Annotated in this window: 23 protein-coding genes; 12 read left to right on the top strand and 11 right to left on the bottom strand. The window is 67.4% G+C overall.

Annotated features, from left to right (window positions below; genetic code table 11):
• The first annotated feature begins 57 nt into the window (after positions 1 to 57).
• The gene (locus AC5Y4H_RS15060) at positions 58 to 1,341 is read left to right on the top strand and encodes a fatty acid desaturase family protein (RefSeq protein ID WP_499982965.1); all 1,284 of its coding nucleotides are present in this window, start codon (positions 58 to 60) and stop codon (positions 1,339 to 1,341) included.
• A gap of 36 nt (positions 1,342 to 1,377) precedes the next feature.
• On the opposite strand, the gene AC5Y4H_RS15055 is transcribed toward AC5Y4H_RS15060, so the two are convergent.
• The 3 genes from AC5Y4H_RS15055 to AC5Y4H_RS15045 are packed head-to-tail and all read right to left on the bottom strand — an operon-like array spanning position 1,378 to position 3,096.
• Positions 1,378 to 1,488: an ANTAR domain-containing protein gene (locus AC5Y4H_RS15055; protein ID WP_499982964.1), complete on the bottom strand. Its 111-nt coding sequence runs from the start codon at positions 1,486 to 1,488 to the stop codon at positions 1,378 to 1,380.
• Positions 1,436 to 2,338, bottom strand: a complete 903-nt coding sequence (locus tag AC5Y4H_RS15050) for an ABC transporter substrate-binding protein (protein ID WP_499982961.1) — start codon at positions 2,336 to 2,338, stop codon at positions 1,436 to 1,438. Before AC5Y4H_RS15050 ends, AC5Y4H_RS15055 begins: the two co-directional genes overlap by 53 nt.
• A 14-nt stretch (positions 2,339 to 2,352) precedes the next feature.
• Entirely contained in the window at positions 2,353 to 3,096 is a 744-nt protein-coding gene (locus AC5Y4H_RS15045) for an SDR family NAD(P)-dependent oxidoreductase (RefSeq protein WP_499982960.1), read from the bottom strand.
• Positions 3,097 to 3,246: 150 nt separating this feature from the next.
• Between AC5Y4H_RS15045 and AC5Y4H_RS15040 the strand changes: the two genes are divergently transcribed.
• The 4 genes from AC5Y4H_RS15040 (at position 3,247) to AC5Y4H_RS15025 (ending at position 9,200) form a co-directional block, all read left to right on the top strand.
• On the top strand, positions 3,247 to 4,311 hold the full coding sequence (locus AC5Y4H_RS15040; protein WP_499982958.1) for an AraC family transcriptional regulator: 1,065 nt from the start codon (positions 3,247 to 3,249) through the stop codon (positions 4,309 to 4,311).
• Positions 4,312 to 4,406: 95 nt separating this feature from the next.
• On the top strand, positions 4,407 to 5,900 hold the full coding sequence (locus AC5Y4H_RS15035) for a flavin-containing monooxygenase (RefSeq protein ID WP_499982957.1): 1,494 nt from the start codon (positions 4,407 to 4,409) through the stop codon (positions 5,898 to 5,900).
• Positions 5,897 to 7,624: a GMC oxidoreductase gene (locus tag AC5Y4H_RS15030; protein ID WP_499982954.1), complete on the top strand. Its 1,728-nt coding sequence runs from the start codon at positions 5,897 to 5,899 to the stop codon at positions 7,622 to 7,624. The genes AC5Y4H_RS15035 and AC5Y4H_RS15030 overlap by 4 nt, the downstream gene beginning before the upstream one ends.
• An 88-nt stretch (positions 7,625 to 7,712) precedes the next feature.
• Positions 7,713 to 9,200 carry an FAD-dependent oxidoreductase gene (locus tag AC5Y4H_RS15025; protein ID WP_499982952.1) on the top strand — a complete coding sequence of 496 codons (1,488 nt, stop codon included), beginning with the start codon at positions 7,713 to 7,715 and terminating at the stop codon, positions 9,198 to 9,200.
• Positions 9,201 to 9,210: 10 nt separating this feature from the next.
• Here AC5Y4H_RS15025 and AC5Y4H_RS15020 read toward each other — a convergent pair whose 3' ends face one another.
• Positions 9,211 to 9,702 carry a DUF302 domain-containing protein gene (locus AC5Y4H_RS15020; protein ID WP_499982950.1) on the bottom strand — a complete coding sequence of 164 codons (492 nt, stop codon included), beginning with the start codon at positions 9,700 to 9,702 and terminating at the stop codon, positions 9,211 to 9,213.
• A 4-nt stretch (positions 9,703 to 9,706) separates the two neighbouring features.
• The gene (locus AC5Y4H_RS15015; protein WP_499982949.1) at positions 9,707 to 10,882 is read right to left on the bottom strand and encodes a thiolase family protein; all 1,176 of its coding nucleotides are present in this window, start codon (positions 10,880 to 10,882) and stop codon (positions 9,707 to 9,709) included.
• A gap of 99 nt (positions 10,883 to 10,981) precedes the next feature.
• On the opposite strand from AC5Y4H_RS15015, the gene AC5Y4H_RS15010 reads away from it, so the two are divergent.
• Positions 10,982 to 11,458, top strand: coding sequence for a winged helix-turn-helix transcriptional regulator (locus AC5Y4H_RS15010; RefSeq protein WP_499982947.1), 477 nt, complete (start codon positions 10,982 to 10,984; stop codon positions 11,456 to 11,458).
• Here the strand turns inward: AC5Y4H_RS15010 and rsgA are convergent.
• On the bottom strand, positions 11,442 to 12,437 hold the full coding sequence (rsgA, locus tag AC5Y4H_RS15005; protein WP_499982945.1) for a ribosome small subunit-dependent GTPase A: 996 nt from the start codon (positions 12,435 to 12,437) through the stop codon (positions 11,442 to 11,444). The two genes, AC5Y4H_RS15010 and rsgA, sit on opposite strands and share 17 nt — an antisense overlap.
• Positions 12,434 to 13,717, bottom strand: coding sequence for a 3-phosphoshikimate 1-carboxyvinyltransferase (gene aroA / locus AC5Y4H_RS15000; RefSeq protein WP_499982943.1), 1,284 nt, complete (start codon positions 13,715 to 13,717; stop codon positions 12,434 to 12,436). The genes rsgA and aroA overlap by 4 nt, the downstream gene beginning before the upstream one ends.
• Before the next feature lie 44 nt (positions 13,718 to 13,761).
• On the opposite strand from aroA, the gene AC5Y4H_RS14995 reads away from it, so the two are divergent.
• Both AC5Y4H_RS14995 and AC5Y4H_RS14990 read left to right on the top strand, forming a co-directional pair.
• The gene (locus AC5Y4H_RS14995) at positions 13,762 to 14,526 is read left to right on the top strand and encodes an SOS response-associated peptidase (RefSeq protein WP_499982940.1); all 765 of its coding nucleotides are present in this window, start codon (positions 13,762 to 13,764) and stop codon (positions 14,524 to 14,526) included.
• A 460-nt stretch (positions 14,527 to 14,986) separates the two neighbouring features.
• A complete protein-coding gene (locus AC5Y4H_RS14990; protein ID WP_499982939.1) occupies positions 14,987 to 15,736 on the top strand; it encodes an SDR family NAD(P)-dependent oxidoreductase in 750 nt (249 codons plus the stop codon).
• 43 nt (positions 15,737 to 15,779) lie between these two features.
• On the opposite strand, the gene AC5Y4H_RS14985 is transcribed toward AC5Y4H_RS14990, so the two are convergent.
• The gene (locus AC5Y4H_RS14985; RefSeq protein WP_499982937.1) at positions 15,780 to 16,265 is read right to left on the bottom strand and encodes an aminoacyl-tRNA deacylase; all 486 of its coding nucleotides are present in this window, start codon (positions 16,263 to 16,265) and stop codon (positions 15,780 to 15,782) included.
• 6 nt (positions 16,266 to 16,271) lie between these two features.
• Positions 16,272 to 17,132 (bottom strand): SDR family oxidoreductase, encoded by an 861-nt coding sequence (locus tag AC5Y4H_RS14980; RefSeq protein ID WP_499982935.1) that lies wholly within the window; start codon positions 17,130 to 17,132, stop codon positions 16,272 to 16,274.
• Between the two features lie 311 nt (positions 17,133 to 17,443).
• Here AC5Y4H_RS14980 and AC5Y4H_RS14975 point away from each other — a divergent pair, with 311 nt between their 5' ends.
• Both AC5Y4H_RS14975 and rsrA read left to right on the top strand, forming a co-directional pair.
• Positions 17,444 to 18,106, top strand: coding sequence for a sigma-70 family RNA polymerase sigma factor (locus tag AC5Y4H_RS14975; RefSeq protein ID WP_499983047.1), 663 nt, complete (start codon positions 17,444 to 17,446; stop codon positions 18,104 to 18,106).
• Entirely contained in the window at positions 18,103 to 18,417 is a 315-nt protein-coding gene (gene rsrA / locus AC5Y4H_RS14970) for a mycothiol system anti-sigma-R factor (RefSeq protein ID WP_499982933.1), read from the top strand. Before AC5Y4H_RS14975 ends, rsrA begins: the two co-directional genes overlap by 4 nt.
• A gap of 6 nt (positions 18,418 to 18,423) precedes the next feature.
• On the opposite strand, the gene AC5Y4H_RS14965 is transcribed toward rsrA, so the two are convergent.
• On the bottom strand, positions 18,424 to 18,498 hold the full coding sequence (locus tag AC5Y4H_RS14965; protein WP_085976515.1) for a 50S ribosomal protein bL37: 75 nt from the start codon (positions 18,496 to 18,498) through the stop codon (positions 18,424 to 18,426).
• A gap of 234 nt (positions 18,499 to 18,732) precedes the next feature.
• On the opposite strand from AC5Y4H_RS14965, the gene AC5Y4H_RS14960 reads away from it, so the two are divergent.
• The gene (locus tag AC5Y4H_RS14960) at positions 18,733 to 18,948 is read left to right on the top strand and encodes a biotin/lipoyl-binding carrier protein (protein ID WP_007773063.1); all 216 of its coding nucleotides are present in this window, start codon (positions 18,733 to 18,735) and stop codon (positions 18,946 to 18,948) included.
• 48 nt (positions 18,949 to 18,996) lie between these two features.
• A complete protein-coding gene (locus AC5Y4H_RS14955) occupies positions 18,997 to 20,496 on the top strand; it encodes a sensor histidine kinase (protein WP_499982931.1) in 1,500 nt (499 codons plus the stop codon).
• Between the two features lie 78 nt (positions 20,497 to 20,574).
• Here AC5Y4H_RS14955 and whiB1 read toward each other — a convergent pair whose 3' ends face one another.
• Positions 20,575 to 20,829: a transcriptional regulator WhiB1 gene (whiB1, locus tag AC5Y4H_RS14950; RefSeq protein ID WP_003874607.1), complete on the bottom strand. Its 255-nt coding sequence runs from the start codon at positions 20,827 to 20,829 to the stop codon at positions 20,575 to 20,577.
• Positions 20,830 to 21,051 lie beyond the last annotated feature (222 nt).

Here is a 21,051-nt window from a genome sequence, read left to right as displayed (position 1 = left end):
GATAGCGTAGGTCTGGAACGTTAAGACCAACCAATCGACCGCAGGGAGATGACGACGATGGCGATCACAGACGTCGACGTATTCGCCCATCTGACGGACGCCGATATCGAAAGCCTGGCCGTTGAGCTCGATGCCATCCGCCAGGACGTAGAAGACTCACGCGGCGAGCGGGACGCTCGCTACATCCGCCGCACCATCGCGGCCCAGCGCGCGCTCGAGGTGACGGGCCGGCTGCTGCTGGTCGCCAGCTCGCGGCGTTCGGCCTGGTGGGCGGGGACGGTGACCCTGGGCGTGGCCAAGATCGTCGAGAACATGGAGATCGGCCACAACGTCATGCACGGCCAGTGGGACTGGATGAACGACCCCGAGATCCACTCCTCGACGTGGGAGTGGGACATGAGCGGGTCGTCCAAGCACTGGCGCTACACGCACAACTTCGTGCACCACAAGTACACCAACATTCTCGGGATGGACGACGATGTCGGCTACGGCCTGCTGCGCGTCACTCGCGACCAGCGCTGGAAGCGCTTCAACCTCCTCAACCTGGTGTACAACACCATGCTCGCGCTGCTCTTCGAGTGGGGAGTTGGCCTGCAGCACGTGGAACTCGGCAAGATCGCCAAGCGCCGCATGGACAACGACGAGGCCCGGCAACGGGTCGACGAATTCTTGGCCAAAGCCGGCCGCCAGGTACTCAAGGATTACGTCGCGTTCCCTGCTCTGACGTCGCTGTCGCCCGGCGCCACCTACAAGTCCACGTTGAAGGCCAACGCGCTTGCCAACGTGATTCGCAACGTGTGGGCAAACGCGGTGATCTTCTGCGGCCATTTCCCCGACGGCGCAGAGAAATTCACCAAGACCGACATGATCGGCGAGACCAAGGGGCAGTGGTACCTGCGTCAGATGCTGGGTAGCGCCAACTTCGAGGCAGGCCCGGCGCTGCGTTTCATGAGCGGCAACCTGTGCCACCAGATCGAGCACCACCTGTACCCGGACCTGCCGAGTAACCGGCTGCACGAGATCTCGGTGCGGGTGCGCCAGGTCTGCGACAAGTACGACTTGCCCTACACCACAGGCTCTTTCCTGTTTCAGTATGCCAAGACATGGCGCACGCTGGCCAAGCTCTCGCTGCCGAACAAGTATCTGCGTGACGACGCCGACAACGCGCCGGAGACGCGCAGTGAGCGGATGTTCGCCGAGCTCGAGCCCGGCTTTGTGGGCACCGATCCGGCGACCGGCCGCCGTCGCGGTCTGAAGTCCGCGATCGCCGCGGTTCGTGGTTGGCGGCGTGGCAAGCGCGCGGCCGCGGTCCGCCGCGCCGACGACGACCTGGCTGCCTAACTGCTCACCGTCCGTTGGCTTTTCGGGCCCGAGCGGTCATCTGCTGGGGTGGTCGATCTGGATCAGCCTGCGGGCCAGGTCGGCCAACGGAGTGTTAGAGGTCTGCGACAGCCTCACCAGCAGATCGAAGGCCGCCGCCGCATTCATAGAAGGCCGCAGCAGCTATCGGGGCGACACCGAGTTCCCCGGCGACCGCGTCGATCGCCCGCTGCGCGGCGTCCAGGTCAACCCGATAGTCGGGAGTGAAATACGGGCCGACATAACGCTCGTAGTGCCGTTGCGCTTCGTCGGGAGTGAGCCGGTCGAGGAACCAGTTGACGTAGACGGCGGCACGGCCGGGTTGTTCGGCGAGAAGCCGCAGCGCACGTCGGTTGGCCCGGATCACGGCCTGCAGCGCCGGGCTGTCCGGTGGGATATGCACGGGGTCGACGGCGACGCCCACCGTGGGGATCTGGAAGTGGTCGCCGACCCAGGCCAGCAGGTGGAACCCCTCTTCGGCGGCGACCTGTTCGGGGGAGAGGGTGCTGCCAACGTAGGCGGCATCGATCGAGCCGTCACGCAACCGGCGGAGGTCCATTTGGTAGTCACCCGGATGCCGCACCACGCAGTGCAGGTCGCGGTCTGGGTCCAGCCCGTGCTTGCGCAGGACGATGCGGGCGAAGGTCCCCGGCGGGTTGTCGCCGGCGTGCACGGCCAGTCGACGCCCGCGAAGGTCCGCCATCGACTTCACCTCGGCGTTGCCGAGAAACCAGAACAGCGGGCGATCGGTGTTGACGCTCAACGCTTTCCAGCTGATCCCGTCCTGCAGCCGCGACAGCAGGGCGCGGCCCAGGCCGATCACCGCGGCGTGGCGCAGCCGCTCCGCTTTCCAGCCGACCCCGTCGCGGATGGCGACGTGGACACCTTCGTCCTGGTAGAAGCCCTCCTGATCGGCGACATGGGCGACCAGCTCCTCGTGAATGCCACGCCCGACGTAAGCGAGATCGATCGTCTGCACACCGAATCCCCTTCTCAGTTCATGGCCAGGCCGCCGTTGACCTCCAGGCAGTGGCCGGTGATGAAACCGGAGTCCTCGCCGGCCAGGAACGCCACCGTGTTGGCCACCTCGCCGGGGCTGACAAGCCTCCCCATGGGATTCGTCGCGCCGAGCTGGTGTATCTCTGCGGGCGTCAGCAACGCGTTCGCCGTGGGATCGGCAACGGTGGCGGGCGAAACGAGGTTCGCGGTGATCTGGTGCGGGGCCAGCTCGAGTGCGACGTACCGGACAAACTGGTCCATTGCCGCCTTGGCGGTTCCCACCGTGATCATGCCCTGCCGGGGCCGGCGAGACAGCACCGTGGTGAGATAGATCAGCCGGCCATAGCTTCGCGAAATCATTTCGGGCACAACGGCTTTGGTCATCAGGAAGGCGGCATGTAGTTCTCGGTCCAGTTTGCCGCCCAGTTGCTCCCAGCTCAGGTCGGCGAACGAGGTGACGGCGTAGGGGATCAGTGCGTTGTGCACGAGCACGTCGACGCCGCCCCACCTCCGGGTGGTTTCGCCGATCATCGCGGCGACGTCGTCGGGTTCGGTGACATCGGCTCGGATCGCGATGGCCTCGCCACCGGCGGACGTCGCGGCCGCCACCACCTCGTCGGCCTCCGCGGCGCTGGACCGGTAGTTGACCACCACCCGAAATCCCTGCTCCGCCAAGGCCAATGCGGTTGCGGCGCCGATTCCCCGGCTGGCCCCGGTGATCACCGCGACACGACCCACCGGCGTCACCTCCGACCACGCTCACCGCGCCAGGCTGACACGCGCGAACGATACTCCCGCTGTCCACCCGGGTAAAGGGTCGGCGGCCCGCCCGGGGGCGCGATGGCGATGCGGCCATTCGGCCGGAGATTATTGGCCATACTGGGAGATGTGCAGGTGTTCGTCGGATCCCAGGTGTCGCATTGGGATTTCCCGCGGAGCACGGCCAGTGTCGCGTTGATGACCGAGTTCGGTTGCAAGAACGGGCTTGCCGTCGCGGACGTGCTCAACGGGTCGGGACTGTCGGAAGCCGACCTGCGCGATCACGACCGGATGATCGTCGGGCGCCAGGAATTGGCGGTCGCGACGAATCTGGTGAACTTGCTGGGTGACGCGGCCAACCTGGGCATGCGGGTTGGCGGCAGCTATCACGTCGGGTCGCTCGGGATCTTCGGCTTCGCTTGCCTGACCAGTTCGACGCTGGGCGATGCCGTCCGCTTCGCGGCGCGGTACTACGAGCTCAGCTACGGCTTCTGCCTGCCAACCGTCACCGTCGAGGGACCGGTGGCCGCGCTGCGGCTCGACCTGCCCGACCTCACCGGTCCGGTGGCCGAGTTTCTGGTGCGCCGTGACCTCGCGGCGATCGCGCGCGTCATGGCGGAATTGCTGGGCAGCCGGGTCCCGTTCACCTCGATCGAATTCACCGGCCCGGCGCCGCCGTCGGGTGCCGACGCGGCCCACGACGCGTTCGGCGTGGCACCGCGGTACGACTCGCCGGCCAATGTCGCACGCCTGCCGCTCGCGCTGCTGGACAAACGGCTGCCCCGCGCCAGCGAGATGAGCGTGGCCATGTGCGAGCAACAGTGCAGCGCCCTGCTGGAACGCCGCCGGGCCAGGACAGGTGTCGCACTGCAGGTGCGAGAACGGCTGGCGTCGATCGACGGCGAACCGCACACGATCGCGGCCGTGGCCCGGCAATTGGCGATGAGCGAGCGGACGCTGCGCCGGCGCCTGGCCGAGGAGAACACGACCTTTCGGGAACTGGTCGAGGAGGTCCATCGCGTGCTGGCCGAGGAGCTGCTGGCCACCGGCGCCCTTTCGGTGGACGACGTCGCGCTGCGCCTGGGCTACGCCGAGGCGACCAGCTTCATCGCCGCGTTCAAACGCTGGACGGGCACCACGCCGGCCCGCTACCAGCGCTCGGTGGCGCCCCGCGCGCGGTCTCTCGCCGTCTGAACGCGTTCGTCGGTCCGGCGCTGTGGCCGGAATTATGGATTTTTCGACCGCAATCGACTCCGGGCATCGCGTCGCGCCCTCCTAGCGTTTGAGCCATGACGTCGACCCATCGCCCTCGCGTGCTGGTCATCGGGGCCGGCTTCGGTGGCCTCGCCGCCGCGTACGAACTATCCAAAGACGGCCTCGCCGACGTGACGGTGCTGGAGAAGGCCGGCGATGTCGGAGGCGTCTGGCGGGAAAACACCTACCCGGGCGCCGCCTGCGACGTCCCGTCGAACCTGTACTCCTACTCGTTCGCACGCAAGGCGAACTGGGGCCGGCGTTACGCCGAGCAGCCCGACATCCTCGCTTACATCCGTGACACCGCCGACCGGTTCGGCCTGCGGGACTCGGTGCGGACCGGCGTGGAGGTCACCTCAGCCTGTTACGACGACGGCACCGCCACCTGGCGGGTGAGGACGTCGGCGGGCGAGACGGTCGAGGCCGACATCCTGGTGCCCGCCGTGGGCCAGCTGTCCCGTCCGGCGTTTCCGGCCATCCCGGGGCTGGACACGTTCGCGGGCCCGTCATTCCATTCGGCGCAGTGGCGCCACGACGTCGACCTCGCCGGCAAGCGCGTGGCGGTCCTCGGAACCGGCGCGTCGGCGATCCAGTTCGTCCCCCGCATCCGCGAGGCCGCGGCCCTCGTCACCGTCTTTCAGCGCTCCGCGCCGTACGTCATCCCGAAGCCGGATCGCGCCTACACCGTGGCGCACCATGCCGCCTTCAGGAAGGTGCCGGGATTCGCCGCCGCCATGCGAGGGCTGATCTGGGAGATCTCGGAGTTCTTCGGGTTGGCGCTGACCAAGGTCGCCCCGCTGGCCCGGCTGATAGGCATAGTCGCGGCGTTGAACATCAAGCGGCACATCAAGGATCCGGTGTTGCGCGCCAAAGTGACCCCCGATTATCCGATCGGCTGCAAGCGGGTGCTGTTCAGTAGTGAGTGGTATCCGGCGCTGGCTCGCGACAACGTCTCGGTCGAGACCGGCGAAGTCGCCGAGGTGACGGCGACCGGGGTACGCACCGCCGACGGCCGGCGGCATGAGGCCGACGTCATCATCTACGGCACCGGGTTCAAGGCCACCGAATTCCTTGCGCCGATGACGATTACCGGCCGCGACGGGCGAGATCTGCACGCGCAGTGGGCCCAGGGGGCGCGCGCCCACCTCGGCATGGCCGTGCCCGGCTTCCCGAACATGTTCCTGATCTACGGCCCCAACACCAATCTCGGCAGCAGCTCGATCATCCTGATGATGGAGCAGCAGGCCCGCTACATCCGCCAGATCGCCGAGCGGCTCGCCAGTGGCGCCCCTGGTCGCGCGTTCGAGGTGCGGCGCAGCGTTGAACAGGCCTACGACACCGGCATCCAGTCCCGCCTCGAGAACGGGGTGTGGACCACGTGCGACTCCTGGTACCGCGCCGCCTCGGGGCGGGTCACCACCAACTGGCCGGGCCTGGTTCGCGAATATCAGCGGCGCGCGCGGACGGTGGCGTTCGCGGACTACATGGAAGTCCAACCGGCCAAGGAACCCGAGCGGGTCGGCGCATGACCCAATTCGACTACGACGTGCTCGTCGTCGGGTCCGGCTTCGGCGGCAGCGTCACGGCGCTGCGCCTGAGCGAAAAGGGTTACCGCGTCGGCGTACTCGAGGCCGGCCGACGGTTCCGTGACGAAGACTTCGCCAAAAACAGTTGGCATGTCAGGGATTACCTGTTCAAGCCCGCGGTCGGTTGCTACGGCATCCAGCGCATCGACCTGCTCTCCGACGCCGTGGTGCTCAGCGGCGCCGGGGTGGGCGGCGGGTCGCTGGTCTACGCCAACACGCTGTACGAGCCGGGTGACCCCTTCTACGCCGACCCACGCTGGAGTCACATCACCGACTGGAAAGACGAACTCGCGGCCCCGTACGACCAGGCGAAGCGGATGCTCGGCGTGGCGACCTATCCGCGAATAACGCCCTCGGACAAGGTGATGCTGCAGATCGCCACCGACCTCGGGGTCGCGGATTCCTTTCATGCCACCCGGGTCGGGGTGTGCTTCGACGGTGGGGACGGCGTCCCCGCCACCCCGGGCGCCCCAGTCGGTGACCCCTACTTCGGCGGGGCGGGACCCGACCGCAACGCCTGCCTGCACTGCGGCGAATGCATGACGGGCTGCCGGCACAACGCCAAGAACACGCTGGTCAAGAACTACCTGTACCTCGCGGAGAAGCTCGGCGCGCAGGTCCATCCGCTGACCACGGTCGTCGATGTCCGGCCGCGTCCCGGCGGCGGATTTGACGTGATCACGCGCCGCACCGGGGGCAAGATCCGCCGGCGCCGGCGTACGTTCACCGCCGAGCAGGTGGTGTTCTCGGCCGCCGCCCTGGGCACGCAGCGGCTGCTGCACCGGTTGCGCGACCGCGGCAGCCTGCCGCGCGTCTCGGCCCGGCTCGGCGAGCTGTCGCGGACCAACTCCGAGGCGATCCTGGCGGTGCGGGCGCGCGGCGACGACGTGGATTACTCGGAGGGCGTCGCGATCACGTCGTCGATCCATCCGGACGGCCACACCCATGTGGAGCCCTGCCGCTATGGCCATGGCTCCAACCTGATGGGGCTGCTCGGCACCGTCCTGGTGGACGGCCTGGACGGGCTTGGAAAGGGTCGTGGCCGCTGGCGGACGGGACTGAAAGAGATTGTGCGCCAACGCCAAGACCTCCGGCGCCTGCTAAACCCGAAGCACTGGTCGGAACAGACCATCCCGCTGCTGGTGATGCAGACGCACGATAACTCGTTGACCACCTACACGCGGCGCTGGTTGTTCGGGCGACGGATGGCGACCCGTCAGGGCGTGGGGGAGCCGAATCCGACGTGGATCCCGGTCGGCCACGAGGTCGCCCGGCGCGCGGCGGAACACCTCGACGGCATCGCCGGCGGCGCGTGGGCGGATCTGGCGGATATCCCGATGACGGGACACTTCATCGGCGGTTGCGTGATCGGCGAGACCGGCTCCGAGGGTGTCGTCGATCCCTACCACCGCATGCATGGGCATCCGGGGCTGCACGTCATCGACGGTTCGACGATCACTGCCAATTTGGGCGTGAACCCGTCGCTGACCATCACCGCGCTCGCCGAGCGCGCAACCTCGTTGTGGCCCAACAGAGGAGAGCCGGACCCGCGCCCGCCGCTTGGTTCGCCCTACGTGCGCGTCGCTCCCGTGGCGCCCGCAATGCCGGCCGTCCCGGCCAGCGCGCCCGGCGCATTGCGTATCGCGGAAGGCGTAGCGCGCGCCTAGGTTCGGGGCCGGGTTCGCGTAGTCGATTACGCTATGCCGCGCCGCGGCGTGGGCACATACTTGTACCGGTGCAAGGAAAGGTGGTCCGATGTCCGCGTCTCAGCCCCCACCGGTAGAAACCTGTGACGTTTGCATCGTTGGAGCAGGCATCGCCGGGCTGAATGCCCTGTTCGCCGCGAGCCGATACCTGTCGCGGGACAAGAAGGTGATCCTGATCGATCGTCGGCCGCGCGTCGGCGGCATGTGGGTCGATGTGTACCCGTATGTGCGCCTGCACCAACCGCACCCGATGTTCACGGCGGGCAACATCGCGTGGACCATCGGCAAGGACCCCTCCTACTTGGCGACCAAAGGCGAAGTGCTCGACCATTTTCAGCACTGCATGGACGTGATAAGGGAACGCGTGCAGGTGGACGAATACTTCGGCTGGGACTTCGAGTCGGAGGAAGAAGCGAACGGAATCGTGCGGGTCACCGCCAGGGCTGCCGACGGCCGGATGCTCGCCGTCGAGGCCAAGCGATTGATCAAAGCCTATGGCCTGGGAATCACGCCTAACGAACCGCTCGCCATCTCCAGCACACGTGTCCATTCGGTGTCGCCCGACTACTGTGACGTCCGGTCGGGCGAGATCAGCGAGAGCGATGCGCCGGTGTGGATCATCGGCGGCGGAAAAACCGCGATGGACACCGCGCATGCTTTGATCTCCACGCACCCCGGCCGCGAGGTCAACCTCGTCGCCGGCCGCGGAACATTCTTCTCCTGTCGCGACGATCTGTTTCCGAGCGGCACTCGGCGGTGGTGGAAGGGCACACCGACGAGCAACCTCGCCACACAATTGAGTCGCCGCTACGACGGCACGAATGAGTCAGACGTCCAAAATTGGTACCGGGCCACCCATGGCACGTTCCTGACCCCGCAGGCGGACAACTTTGTGTTGGGAGTGTTGTCGCAGGCCGAGAACCGCACGATCTCGGCGGGGTTGAACGATGTCGTCATGGACTATTTCGAGGATGCCGTCGATCGCAATGACACGACCGAGTTGGTGTTCCGGAGCGGGTCGACGAAGGCGATCGAACCAGGCAGCTGGGTCGTCAACTGCACGGGATACGTCAAATTCCCCGACGAGTACCCCTACGAGCCCTACGTTTCGCCCAGTGGCGCAGTCGTTTCCATCAACGTGCGGTCGGCCGTACTGCACTTGCCCGCGTTCATCGGGTACTTCCTGGGCCACCTGCTGTTCCTGGACAAGCTGGGTGAGCTCCCGCTCTACGAAGTCGACTGGATGGGCCTGAGGCAGAAGACGCCGTTGGCTTTTCCGTACGTGCTGTTCGCGCTCGTCCAGCACAACCTCGGCCTGATCTACGACAACGTCCCCAGGCACATATTCAGCGAAAACGGACTCGATTTCGATAACTGGTACCCGCTGCCGCGCCGCCTGCCCGGCCTGGCGCGCTTCATGCTCACGCATCGCCGGGAACGCGAGCGCCAGCGCCGTGTCCTCGACACGGTCCGCGAGCGTTTCGACATCCGCTGCGGTCCGCTGGGCGAGCAGTATGCACCCAGCGCCACAACGTAACTGGGCAGCTTCAGCAGCCTCCGGTCACCTTGGCGGCCAGCGCCGCCAGCTTCGCGTCGAGCCCCTGTGCGGCGCTGAGCAACTCGGGGTTGGGCTCGAACACCATCAGCGACGACGGCTTGACGTAGGTCAGGCTGCTGCCGGCGCCCTCGTCGGCGATCAGCAGCTCGACCGGGGCGAACAATCCCGCCTTGACGTCGTGGCGCAGCATCGTGATCGCGATCAACGGGTTGCCGAGAATCACCCGCAGCGCCTTGCGGTCGATGCCGGCCTTGGGGATCCACGCCCCGTGGTCGACGACGCCGAACAACATGAATCCGCTTGGCCCCACCAGTGGTTCGATGCGCTCTTGATATGACTTCCAGTCGCCGGGGGTCGCCGCGATGTCGTTGATCGGCACCGGTTGCTCGCCGATGTCGGCGAGCAACGCGGCGCGCAGTTCGTCGTAGCTCCTGGAGCTGTCGTAGCGCACCCGGACCCCGGTGAATTCGATCTCGGTCATCGGACTAGCCCAACCGCTCGATGATGGTGGCGTTGGCCATGCCGCCGCCCTCACACATCGTCTGTAAGGCGTACCGTCCGCCGCGCTGTTCGAGCGCGTTGACCAGAGTCGTCATCAGCCGAGCGCCGCTGGCGCCCAACGGGTGACCGATCGCGATCGCACCACCGTTGACGTTGGTCTTGGCCAGATCCGCGCCGGTGTCCTTGGCCCAGGCCAGCACGACGGGCGCGAACGCCTCGTTCACCTCGAACAGGTCGATGTCGGCGAGTGTCAGCCCGGCCCGCCGTAACACCTTCTCGGTGGCCGGAATCACGCCGGTCAGCATGTACAGCGGGTCGGAGCCCACCACGGTGGTGGTGTGGATCCGGGCCAGCGGACGCAGGCCCAGTCTGCCGGCGACCTCGCTGCTGGTGATCAACACCGCCGCACTGCCATCGGACAGCGGCGACGAATTGCCGGGCGTGATCTCCCAATTGATCTGTGGGAAGCGGGCGTTGGCTGCGTCGCTGTAGAACGCCGGCTGCAACCCGGCCAGCGTGTCGACCGTCGTGCCGGGCCGGATGATCTCGTCGGTGGCCAGGCCGGCGATCGGAATGAGCTCGTTGTCGAACAGGCCTTCCTTGGTGGCGCGGGCGGCCTTCTCGTGGCTGCCCGCGGAGAACTCGTCGAGCTGCGCGCGCGAGAAGCCCCACTTCGCGGCGATCAGTTCGGCGCTGATGCCCTGCGGCACCAGTCCGTCGGGGTAGCGCCGGGTCATGTCCTCACCCATCGGGTTGCTGCCCGGCAGGACCTGGGTGCCCATCGGGACGCGGCTCATCGACTCCACGCCACCGGCGATGACCAGGTCGTAGGCGCCGGCGATCACACCCTGGGCCGCGAAGCTGATGGCCTGCTGGCTGCTGCCGCATTGCCGGTCGATCGTGACGCCGGGGACCGACTCCGGGAAACCCGCGCCCAGCAGGGCATTACGGGCGATGTTGGCCGTCTGGTCGCCGACCTGGGTGACCGCGCCGGCGATGACATCGTCGACTTGCGCCGGATCGACCCCGGTGCGCGCCACCAGCTCGCGCAGGCTGTGCGCCAGCAGATCTGCGGGCAGCACGTCATGCAGCGCGCCACTGGCCTTGCCCTTGCCTATCGGGGTGCGGACGGCTCCGACGATGACGGCGTCGCGGTTCATGACTCCTCCTCGAGTCCCGGTTTGATCTAGGTATAGATCGCTGTACCCAGATAAACACCTCGGTATGCTTAAAGCAACCCAGGCGCGGAGGTGATTTAGATGACACTGCTGCAAGGACCGCTCGCCGACCGCGACACCTGGTCGGCGGTGGGCGAGTGCGCGATCGAGAAGACGATGGCGGTCGTCGGAACCAAGTCCGCGATGCTGATCATGCGCGAGGCCTATTACGGCACCACCCGATTCGACGACTTCGCCCGCCGGGTGGGCATCACCAAGGCCGCCACCTCGGCGCGGCTGAGCGAACTGGTCGAGCTGGGTCTGCTACGGCGCCAGCCCTATCGGGAGCCCGGCCAACGCAGCCGCGACGAGTACGTGCTCACCGATGCCGGCATCGCTTTCATGCCGGTGGTGTGGGCGATGTTCGAGTGGGGGAGGCGCCATCTGCCGGGCCGCAACCGGCTGCGGCTGGTCCATCTGGGTTGCGGCGCGGAGGCGAGCGTCGAAATCCGGTGCACCGAGGGGCATCCGGTGCCGCCCGACGAGCTCGGCATGCGACTGGCTAAGAAGTCTGGTTGAGCGAGGCCAGCAGCCGGCGGGCCGCGGCGACGCGGCGCACGGCGGGCCCGGTCAGTGTGTCCAGGGCGCACTCCGGATCGGCCGGCGGCCCCATGTGCCCGCAGCCGCGCGGGCAATCCGCGATGGCCTCGGCCAAATCGGAAAACGCCATCATCACGTCGTCGGGCTGGATGTGTGCGAGCCCGAAGGACCGGATGCCCGGCGTGTCGATCACCCAGCCGGTGGTGCCCAGCGGCTCGGTCAACGGCAGCGCCACCGACTGCGTCGAGGTGTGCCGTCCCCTGCCGATGTCGGTCACGTCGCCGACGGCGCGGTCCGCGTCGGGCACCAGGCGGTTGACCAACGTGGACTTGCCGACGCCGGAATGCCCGAGCAGCACGGTGATCTTGCCCGCGAGCAAATCCGCCACGGCGAGCAGGGGATCGTCGCGGCCGGCGGCGATCACCGTCAGGTCCAGGTCGACGAACTGCTCCGCGAACGGCTCGGGCGGGGCGAGGTCGGTCTTGGTCAGGCACAGGATCGGCGCGAGGCCGCCGGCATAGGCGGCGATCAGCGTCCGGTCCACCAGTCCGGTGCGGGGCGGGGGGTCGGCCAGCGCCACCACGATCAGCAGCTGGTCGGCGTTGGCGACCACCACCCGTTCGGTCGGATCGGTGTCATCGGCGGTGCGCCGTAACACCGTTCGGCGTTCGCCGCGACGCACGATGCGGGCCAACGTATCCGGTCGCCCGGACAGATCGCCCACCACGTCGACGTCGTCGCCCACCACGATGGGGGTGCGGCCCAGTTCGCGGGCCCGCATGGCGGTGACCCGGCGATCGACGTCTCCGCCCAGCACACATCCCCACCGGCCGCGGTCGACGCTGACCACCATCGCGGCCTCGGCGTCGGCGTGCTCGGGGCGAGTCTTGGTCCGCGGTCGCGAGCCGCGGCCGGACCGGATCTTGACGTCGGACTCGTCGTAGTCGCCCGGCCTCACATGCCGTGCTCCAGCATCCGGGCCCACAGCTGTGGAAAGTCCGGCAGCGTCTTGCTGGTGGCGCCGATGTCGCTCACCTCGACCCCGTCCACCCGCAAGCCGACGATCGCGCCCGCCATCGCCATCCGGTGGTCGGCGTACGCGTGCCACGTCCCGGCGCGCAGCGGCGTCGCGGTGATCACCAGGCCGTCGGCCGTTTCCTCGCAATCGCCGCCGAGGCGGTTGATCTCGGCGCTGAGCGCGGCGAGCCGATCGGTCTCGTGCCCGCGCAGGTGAGCGATGCCGGTGAGCCGGGACACCGATCCGGGCGTCGCCAGCGCGGCCAGCGCGGCCACCGACGGTGTCAGCTCGCCAACGGCGCGCAGGTCGACGTCGAAACCGCCGTATTCCCCGGAGCCGCGCACCTCGAGATACGAATCGTCATGGTTGACAACGGTGTTCAGCTTGCCCAACACGGACAAGATGTCCTCGGCGGGCTGCACGCTGTCGGCCGGCCAGCCGGTGATGCGCACGGCGCCGCCGGTGACCACCGCGGCCGACATGAACGGAACGGCGTTCGTCAGATCGGGCTCGACCTCCCAGTGCCGCGCCGCGACCGGCCCCGGGCGCACCGTCCAGCGGTTGGGCTCGGAGTCGTCGACGTCGACGCCGGCCTGCCGCAACATCACCACCGTCATCGCGATGTGCGGCGCCGACGGCAGTGCCGCACCGGTGTGTCGCACAGTCAGTCCCTCGGCGAAAGAGGCCCCGCTCAACAGCAAACCCGAGACAAACTGCGAAGAGGCCGAGGCATCGATTTCCACCGTGCCGCCGGTGATCGAACCTGCGCCCAGCACCCGGAACGGGAGACCGGAGCCATCGATCCGGACGCCGAGCCCGCGCAGCGCGTCGAGCAGCGGCGCGATGGGCCGTGCCCGGGCCTGCTCGTCGCCGTCGAACTCCACCGCCGACTCGGCCAGGGCCGCCAGCGGCGGCACGAATCGCAGCACCGTGCCGGCCAGGCCGCAATCGACTTGCGCCGGAGTCTCCGGCGCGACCCGACCGCTGACGGTGAGCTCGGTCCCGTCGCCATCGACACGCAAGCCCAGGGTGCGCAGCGCCCCGATCATCAGGTCGGTGTCCCGGCTGCGCAGCGTTCCGCTGATGGTCGGCGACCCCGATCCCAGAGCGGCCGCCAGCCCTGCGAGCACCAGGGCCCGGTTGGTCTGCGACTTCGAACCGGGAACGGTCACGGTCGCCCGCACGGGCCGCGATGCCACGGGGGCCGTCCACGTACTCATCGGTCCATCATTGCCTGTCGCCGGTTTCTGCCACCATGGAATGTATGTGTGGACGGTTCGCGGTAACGACCGATCCGGCCCTGCTGGCCGAGAAGATCAAGGCGATTGACGAGGCGATCGGCGCCGACGCCGGGTCCACCGCCCCCAACTACAACGTGGCGCCGACCTCGACCATCGCGACCGTCGTCAGCCGGCATTCCGAGCCCGACGACCAGCCGACGCGGCGGGTGCGGCTGATGCGCTGGGGGTTGGTGCCGCCGTGGGCCAAGGCCGGTGCCGACGGCGCCCCCGACACCAAGGGCCCGATGCTGATCAACGCTCGCGCGGACAAGGTCACCACGTCGCCCGCCTTCCGGACCAGCGCCAAGTCCAAGCGCTGCCTGATCCCGATGGACGGCTACTACGAATGGCGGGTCAACTCCGACGATGCGGCCGGCAAGAAGACCCGCAAGACGCCGTTCTTCATGTACTCCGAAGACGGGGAGCCGCTGTTCATGGCGGGCCTGTGGTCGGTCTGGAAACCGGTCAAGGATGCTTCGCCGCTGTTGAGCTGCACCATCATCACCACCGATGCGCCGGGGGAGTTGGCACAGATCCACGATCGGATGCCGCTGGTGGTGCCCGAGCGCGACTGGGACCGGTGGCTGGACCCGGACGCCGCGATCGACGAGGACCTGCTGGCCCGCACACCCGATGTGCGCAGCATCCGGATGCGCGAGGTGTCGACGTTGGTCAACAACGTCCGCAACAACGGTCCGCAGTTGCTCCAGCCGGCCGAGCCGCAGCCCGAGCAGATGAAAATCCTTTAGCACCGCTTTACCGCAACGCTCAACAAAAGCCTTTCGGGCGCAAAACCGTAATCGGTGTGTCGGGTGCGTCATTGCCGTTTTCAGTGCCGGCTCTTCGTGCCGCTGGGACCGCCTGACATCGATTGAGCAACGATTTTGTGGCACATCCATACCTTTTGCTCGCCGACGTGGCGCCGGAGAACCCGTCGGCGTGACCATCGATCTCATGGCGAGTGAATTGCTTTGTCCAGATCTTTGCCCCGAGTGCAGCTTTCCCGAACCCGCACCCGGTCTGTGCTACTTCTGCGTTCCCGTTGTTGAAACGTCGGTGATCGCTCTGACGACCGCGAGGCGGCCTCGGGAACCGCACGCCGACGCTGAACGTAGCTTGTCCAACAGCGCGGTCGGTACCTTCGCTGCGACGGGCTGACGATTCATCGGGAGCGCTTCGGAGCAGGCGACCTCAATTGAGGACGACCGAATGAACACCGTCAACTTCGACTTCACCGGCGCCCACGTGCTGGTGACCGGCGGTACCAACGGCATCGGCAACGCCATCGCCACCGGCTTCGCCGAAGCCGGGGCCACCGTCACGGTGACCGGCACCCGCGGGTCTGCCGCGGACTATCCCGAAAAGGAGCTGGGCGCGTTCACATACCGGCAGTGCCAGATCCAAGATGCCGAATCGGTTGACGCCCTGGCGGATTCGCTGGGGGACCTGGACATCCTGGTCAACAACGCGGGTGGCACCTATCCCGCCGGCGACGAATACGACCCGGATGGCTACGTCGCGTCGGTGGCACAGAACATGCTCGGTCCGATGCGGCTGACGATGCGCTGTCACGAACGGCTCAAGTCCAGCCAGGCGCTGGGCGGCGCGAGCGTCGTCAGCGTGGTCTCGATGTCCGCTTTCCGCTCGGCGGTCTTCGTCCCCGGCTATGCCTCGTCGAAGATGGGCCTGATCGCCCTGACCATGAACCTGTCTCGCCGGTGGGCCGACGACGGGATCCGGGTCAACGCCATCGCGCCCGGGTTCATCGACACCCGAATGACGCAGCCGGCCATGGGAATTCCTGAGGTGATGGACGTCGAGATCGGCTTCCACACCCCTCTGGGCAGGCCGGGTACACCCCGGGACTGCGCCGGCGCGGCGCTGTTCTTGTGTACCGACGCCGCCTCCTACATCACCGGCACCACCATCGCCGTCGACGGCGGATACCTGACGGTCTAACGCGAATAGCGACCACACCCCGGGGTCGCGGACAAGGTCGTCGTCACGTTCTGCTGATGTCGGCGGTGACCGCGCCGGTGAGGCGGATCAGATCCTGGGGCGCCACCGCGACCTCCCAGCCCCGGCGACCGGCACTGCAGAACACCCGATCCCACGCCAGCGCGCTGGAATCGACGACGGTCGGCAGCGCCTTGCGCTGACCGAACGGCGACACCGCGCCGAGCACGTACCCGGTGGTCCGCTCGGCCACCGAAGCGTCGGCCATGGCTGCCTTGGCGACTCCCAGCGCGGCGGCGGCCGCCTTCAGCGAGAGCCGGCCGATCGCCGGCACGATCGCGACCGCCAGCCCGCCGGGGACGGTGATGATCAGCGTCTTGTAGACCTGTCCGGATTCGATGCCGGCGGCCTCGGTGAGCGCTTTGACCGCCTCCGCGCCGAACGACTGCTCCCGCCGATCGTGATCGAAGGTCAGGACTTCATGCCGCACACCGGCTTTCACCAACGCGGCAATGCCCGGCGTGGCGGTCACGAGCAGCTAGGGGCCTGTGTACCCCGGCGGGTTCACGCCGTCCACCCAGAAATCGACGCCCAGCTTCGAGCCGGGAATGCAGTCGTAGGTCGACAGGTCGGTGACGCCGGACTCCACCAGCACGTCCTCGCACAACAGCATGTTGCCGGTGAACTCCTTCGACGGCTTGTTGAGGATGACGTAGGCGGCGTCGGAGTAGATCTCCGGCTTGCGGGCGCGTCCCATCGCCTCGTCGCCGCCGAGCAGGTTCTGCACCGCGGCGGTGGCCACCAGCGTGCGCGGCCACAGCGTGTTGGACGCGATGCCCTCCTCGCGCATCTCCTGCGCGATACCCAACGCGCACAACGTCATACCGAACTTGGCCATCATGTAGGCGGTCGGCTTCAGCCACTCCTGGCCCAGCAGCACCGGCGGGGACAGCGTCAGGATGTGCGGGTTCTCCCGGCCCTTCATGTGGGGCAGGCACGCTTGCGAGACCGCGTACGTGCCGCGCACCTGGATGCCGTTCATCAGGTCGAACCGCTTCATCGGCACCTCGGAGATGGATCCCAGGTTGATCGCCGACGCATTGTTGACGCAGATGTCGATGCCGCCGAACTGCTCGACGGTCTTGGCTACGGCCGCCTCGACCGATTCCGGGTCGCGGACGTCCCCGACGATCGGCAGGGCCTGCCCCCCGGCTTCCTCGAGTTCTTTGGCCGCCGTGAACACCGTTCCCGGTAGCTTCGGGTGCGGCTCGGCCGTCTTGGCGATGAGCGCGATGTTGGCGCCGTCGGCTGCGGCGCGCTTGGCGATCGCCAGGCCGATGCCGCGGCTGGCGCCGGAGATGAACATGGTCTTGCCTTGCAGAGACTTGGCGTGGGACATGGCGTCACACTAACGCCACGCCCGAGCCCCCCGGCTGGGGGCCCGATCCGGGTGGCCAGGGCCGGCGTCCGGCCACAGCGCGCTGCGGAAATAGCGAGGTCGCGCGCGGCGTTGATCCAGTCGGTTTCATATGCGGTGGAGCGGACCCGGACGGACGGTGTCGGGGTCAGCCTTTAGATTGGAGGAGCAGCGTGGTGTCAACGGCGACGAGCCTGTTAGGCGAGGAGCGGTTGGCTGGCTTCCTTGCGAGTCCGGTGGCGCTTTTGGTGCTCTCCGGCAACACCGCCGCAGAAGGGACCGGGTTGATCGACATGGCCGATTCTGAAGATGGCCGCGATGGCGCGACGGGGCCCGAGGTGTTCGAGCCCGCGGCGCCCGAAGAGACGGACGCGGAACTGACGGCGCGGTTCGAGCGCGACGCGATACCCCTGCTGGACCAGCTCTATGGCGGCGCGCTGCGCATGACGCGCAATCCCGCCGACGCCGAAGATCTGCTGCAAGAGACCATGGTCAAGGCCTATGCGGGATTCCGCTCGTTCCGGGCCGGCACCAATCTCAAGGCGTGGCTGTACCGCATTCTGACCAACACCTACATCAACAGCTATCGCAAGAAGCAGCGCCAACCCGCGGAGTATCCGACCGAGGAGATCACCGACTGGCAGCTGGCCTCCAACGCCGAGCACTCGTCCACCGGGCTGCGTTCGGCAGAGGTGGAGGCCCTGGAGGCGCTCCCGGACTCGGAGATCAAGGATGCGCTGGCGGCTTTGCCGGAGGAATTCCGGATGGCGGTCTATTACGCCGATGTCGAAGGCTTCCCGTACAAGGAAATCGCCGAGATCATGGATACGCCGATCGGAACGGTAATGTCACGGCTGCACCGCGGCCGACGGCAGCTGCGTGGCCTGTTGGCCGACGTTGCCAAGGAGCGCGGCTTCAACCGCGGTCAGCAGACACACGAGGAGGTGTCGTCATGAGCGAGTTCTCTGGCCAGGGCGGTGCCTCGCCCGACGCCTGCCCCAACGACGAGTCACACGGCAGCGTCGGCTGCGCGGAGGTCATCCGCCAGGTCTGGCTGCTGCTCGACGGTGAATGCGGCCCGGACACCCGCGAGCAGCTGCGCCGCCACCTCGAGGCGTGCCCCGGCTGCTTCAAGCACTACGGCCTCGAAGAGCGAATCAAGGCGTTGATCGCCACCAAATGCCGGGGCGAGAAGGCCCCCGAGGGGCTGCGCGAGCGGCTCCGGCTCGAGATCCGGCGCACCACGATCATCCGGGGTACGCAGTAGCCCCCGTCAGGAGTTGGGGCGCTTTCCGTGGTTGGCCTTGCTGTGCTTGCGGTCGCGCTTCTTACGGCCCCGTTTGGCCATGGTGAAAACCTCCGTGATTGCTGTCAAACTAGGCGCCCGGCGCCCGTTGGCTTGACGGCCATTCTCTCACGAGACGTCCCATGCAGTGTCTTCACCCTCGTGGCGCCACTCCGGGCCCCGTGCGCCGCAATGCCGAGTGGCCCTGTGGTTCGATGTATCCGAGCCTGATGGGCCGGATTGAACCGTGATGACCAGCAGCCAGCCTGCACGAGGGCCGAGACGAGTGGGGTGAAGATGGCGGAGGATGTGCGTGCCGAGATCGTGGCCAGCGTGCTCGAAGTCGTTGTGAACGAGGGTGACCAGATCGGCAAAGGCGACATCGTGGTGCTGCTGGAGTCGATGAAGATGGAGATCCCCGTCCTGGCCGAAGTGGGCGGCACCGTCAGCAAGGTCAGCGTGTCGGTGGGCGACGTGATTCAGGCGGGCGACCTCATCGCGGTGATCAGCTAGCCGTCAGGCCCCTTCGACCAGCCGCCGGGAACACCCGGGGAGTAAGCGATGTCAACTCTCGGTGATCTGCTCGCCGAACACACCATGCTGCCGGGCAACGCGGTGGACCACCTGCACGCCGTGGTCGGGGAGTGGCAGCTTCTGGCCGACCTGTCGTTCGCCGACTACCTGATGTGGGTGCGGCGCGACGACGGCGTGCTGGTTTGTGTGGCGCAGTGCCGGCCGAACACGGCGCCCACGGCGTTGCAGACCGACGCGGTCGGCACCGCGGTCGGGTCGGACCGGTTGACTCTCGTGGCCGAGACCTTCGCGTCGGGCACCGCCAAGCGCAACGACGTTGCGGGGCCTGAGGATTCGTGGTTACCGGGCACCCACGTCGAGGCGTCTCCGGTGCGCTACGGCGGCAAGGTGGTGGCCGTGCTCACCCACCATCAGACCGCGCTGGCCGCCGACCGCACGTCCGGTCAGCTGGAGATCGCCTACCGGGACTGCGCCACCGATCTGGTCCAGATGCTCGCCGAGGGGACTTTCCCTGACGTGGGGGACGTGGTGATGTCGCGCTCGACCCCGCGGGCGGGCGATGGCTTCATCCGCCTCGACGTGCACGGCGTCGTCGCATATGCCAGTCCCAACGCGCTGTCGGCCTACCACCGGATGGGCCTGACCACCGAGCTGGAGGGGCGCAACCTCATCGAGGTCACGCGCCCGTTGATCTCCGACCCGTTCGAGGCACAGGAGGTGGCCGAACACGTACGCGATCTGGTGGCCGGCGGGCGCAGCATGCGCATGGAGGTCGACGCCGGGGGAGCCACGGTGCTGCTGCGCACGCTGCCGTTGATGGTCGACGGAGCTAGCGCGGGTGCGGCCGTGCTGATCCGCGACGTCACGGAGGTCAAGCGCCGCGACCGGGCCCTGATTTCCAAGGACGCCACCATCCGGGAGATCCACCACCGGGTGAAGAACAACCTGCAAACCGTGGCGGCGCTGTTGCGGCTGCAGGCCCGCCGGACCGTCAACGCGGAGGGGCGGGAGGCACTGATCGAGTCGGTGCGCCGGGTGTCGTCAATCGCGCTGGTGCACGACGCGCTGTCGATGTCGGTGGACGAGCAGGTCAACCTCGACGAGGTGATCGACCGGATCCTGCCGATCATGAACGACGTGGCGTCGGTAGACCGGCCGATCCGCATCAACCGCGTCGGCGACCTCGGTGTGCTGGACTCCGACCGGGCCACCGCCCTGATCATGGTGATCACCGAACTGGTCCAGAACGCGATCGAACACGCCTTTGACCCGGCGGCCGAAGAGGGCTCGGTGACGATCCGCGCCGAGCGATCCGCGCGCTGGCTCGACGTCGTGGTGCACGACGACGGCCGCGGACTGCCGAAGGGATTCAGCCTGGAGACCTCCGACAGCCTCGGCCTGCAGATCGTGCGGACGCTGGTGTCGGCCGAGTTGGACGGCACCCTGGGCATGCGTGACGCGCCCGCCCGCGGCACCGACGTGGTGCTGCGGGTACCGATCGGCCGGCGAACCCGTTTGCTGCTGTAGGCACCTGCGTCGCACCGCGCCACACGCAAAGGTGCGGCCCCGACTTTCGTCGAGGCCGCACTATTTGCGTTATGTGGGCTAAACCCCGCTGCGGGCCTTCGTCCGGGCGTTGCGACGCTTCAGTGCGCGCCGCTCGTCTTCGCTCATGCCGCCCCAGACGCCCGAGTCCTGGCCAGTGTTCAGGGCCCAACCGAGGCACTCTGTGGTCACCGGACACCGATTACAGACCAGTTTCGCGTCAGCGATCTGCGCGAGCGCCGGGCCGCTGTTCCCTACCGGGAAGAACAGCTCCGGGTCTTCGTCACGACAGACCGCCTTGTGGCGCCAATCCATACGTCTTTACTCCTTACTGAGTGCGCAGCAAGGCGCACGGCCATTTTCTTCGGCTGTTTTACGCGTGCAGAAGAAAAGGAGTCCGGACTCCTACGTAGTTTCTGCATGCAACCTTTTGATCGTTTCACAGGCTCAACAGATGTCAATAGCGTGAGTTCGCTCGTGGGCTATCTCACTTTGATCAACTCGTAGCCAAGCTCTCACTCCGTTGTACTACACTCC

It is taken from the genome of Mycobacterium sp. NGS58 (genome assembly GCF_059812385.1).
The sequence above is the reverse complement of the archived record's forward strand: the minus strand, read 5'-3'. Positions and strand labels throughout refer to the sequence as shown.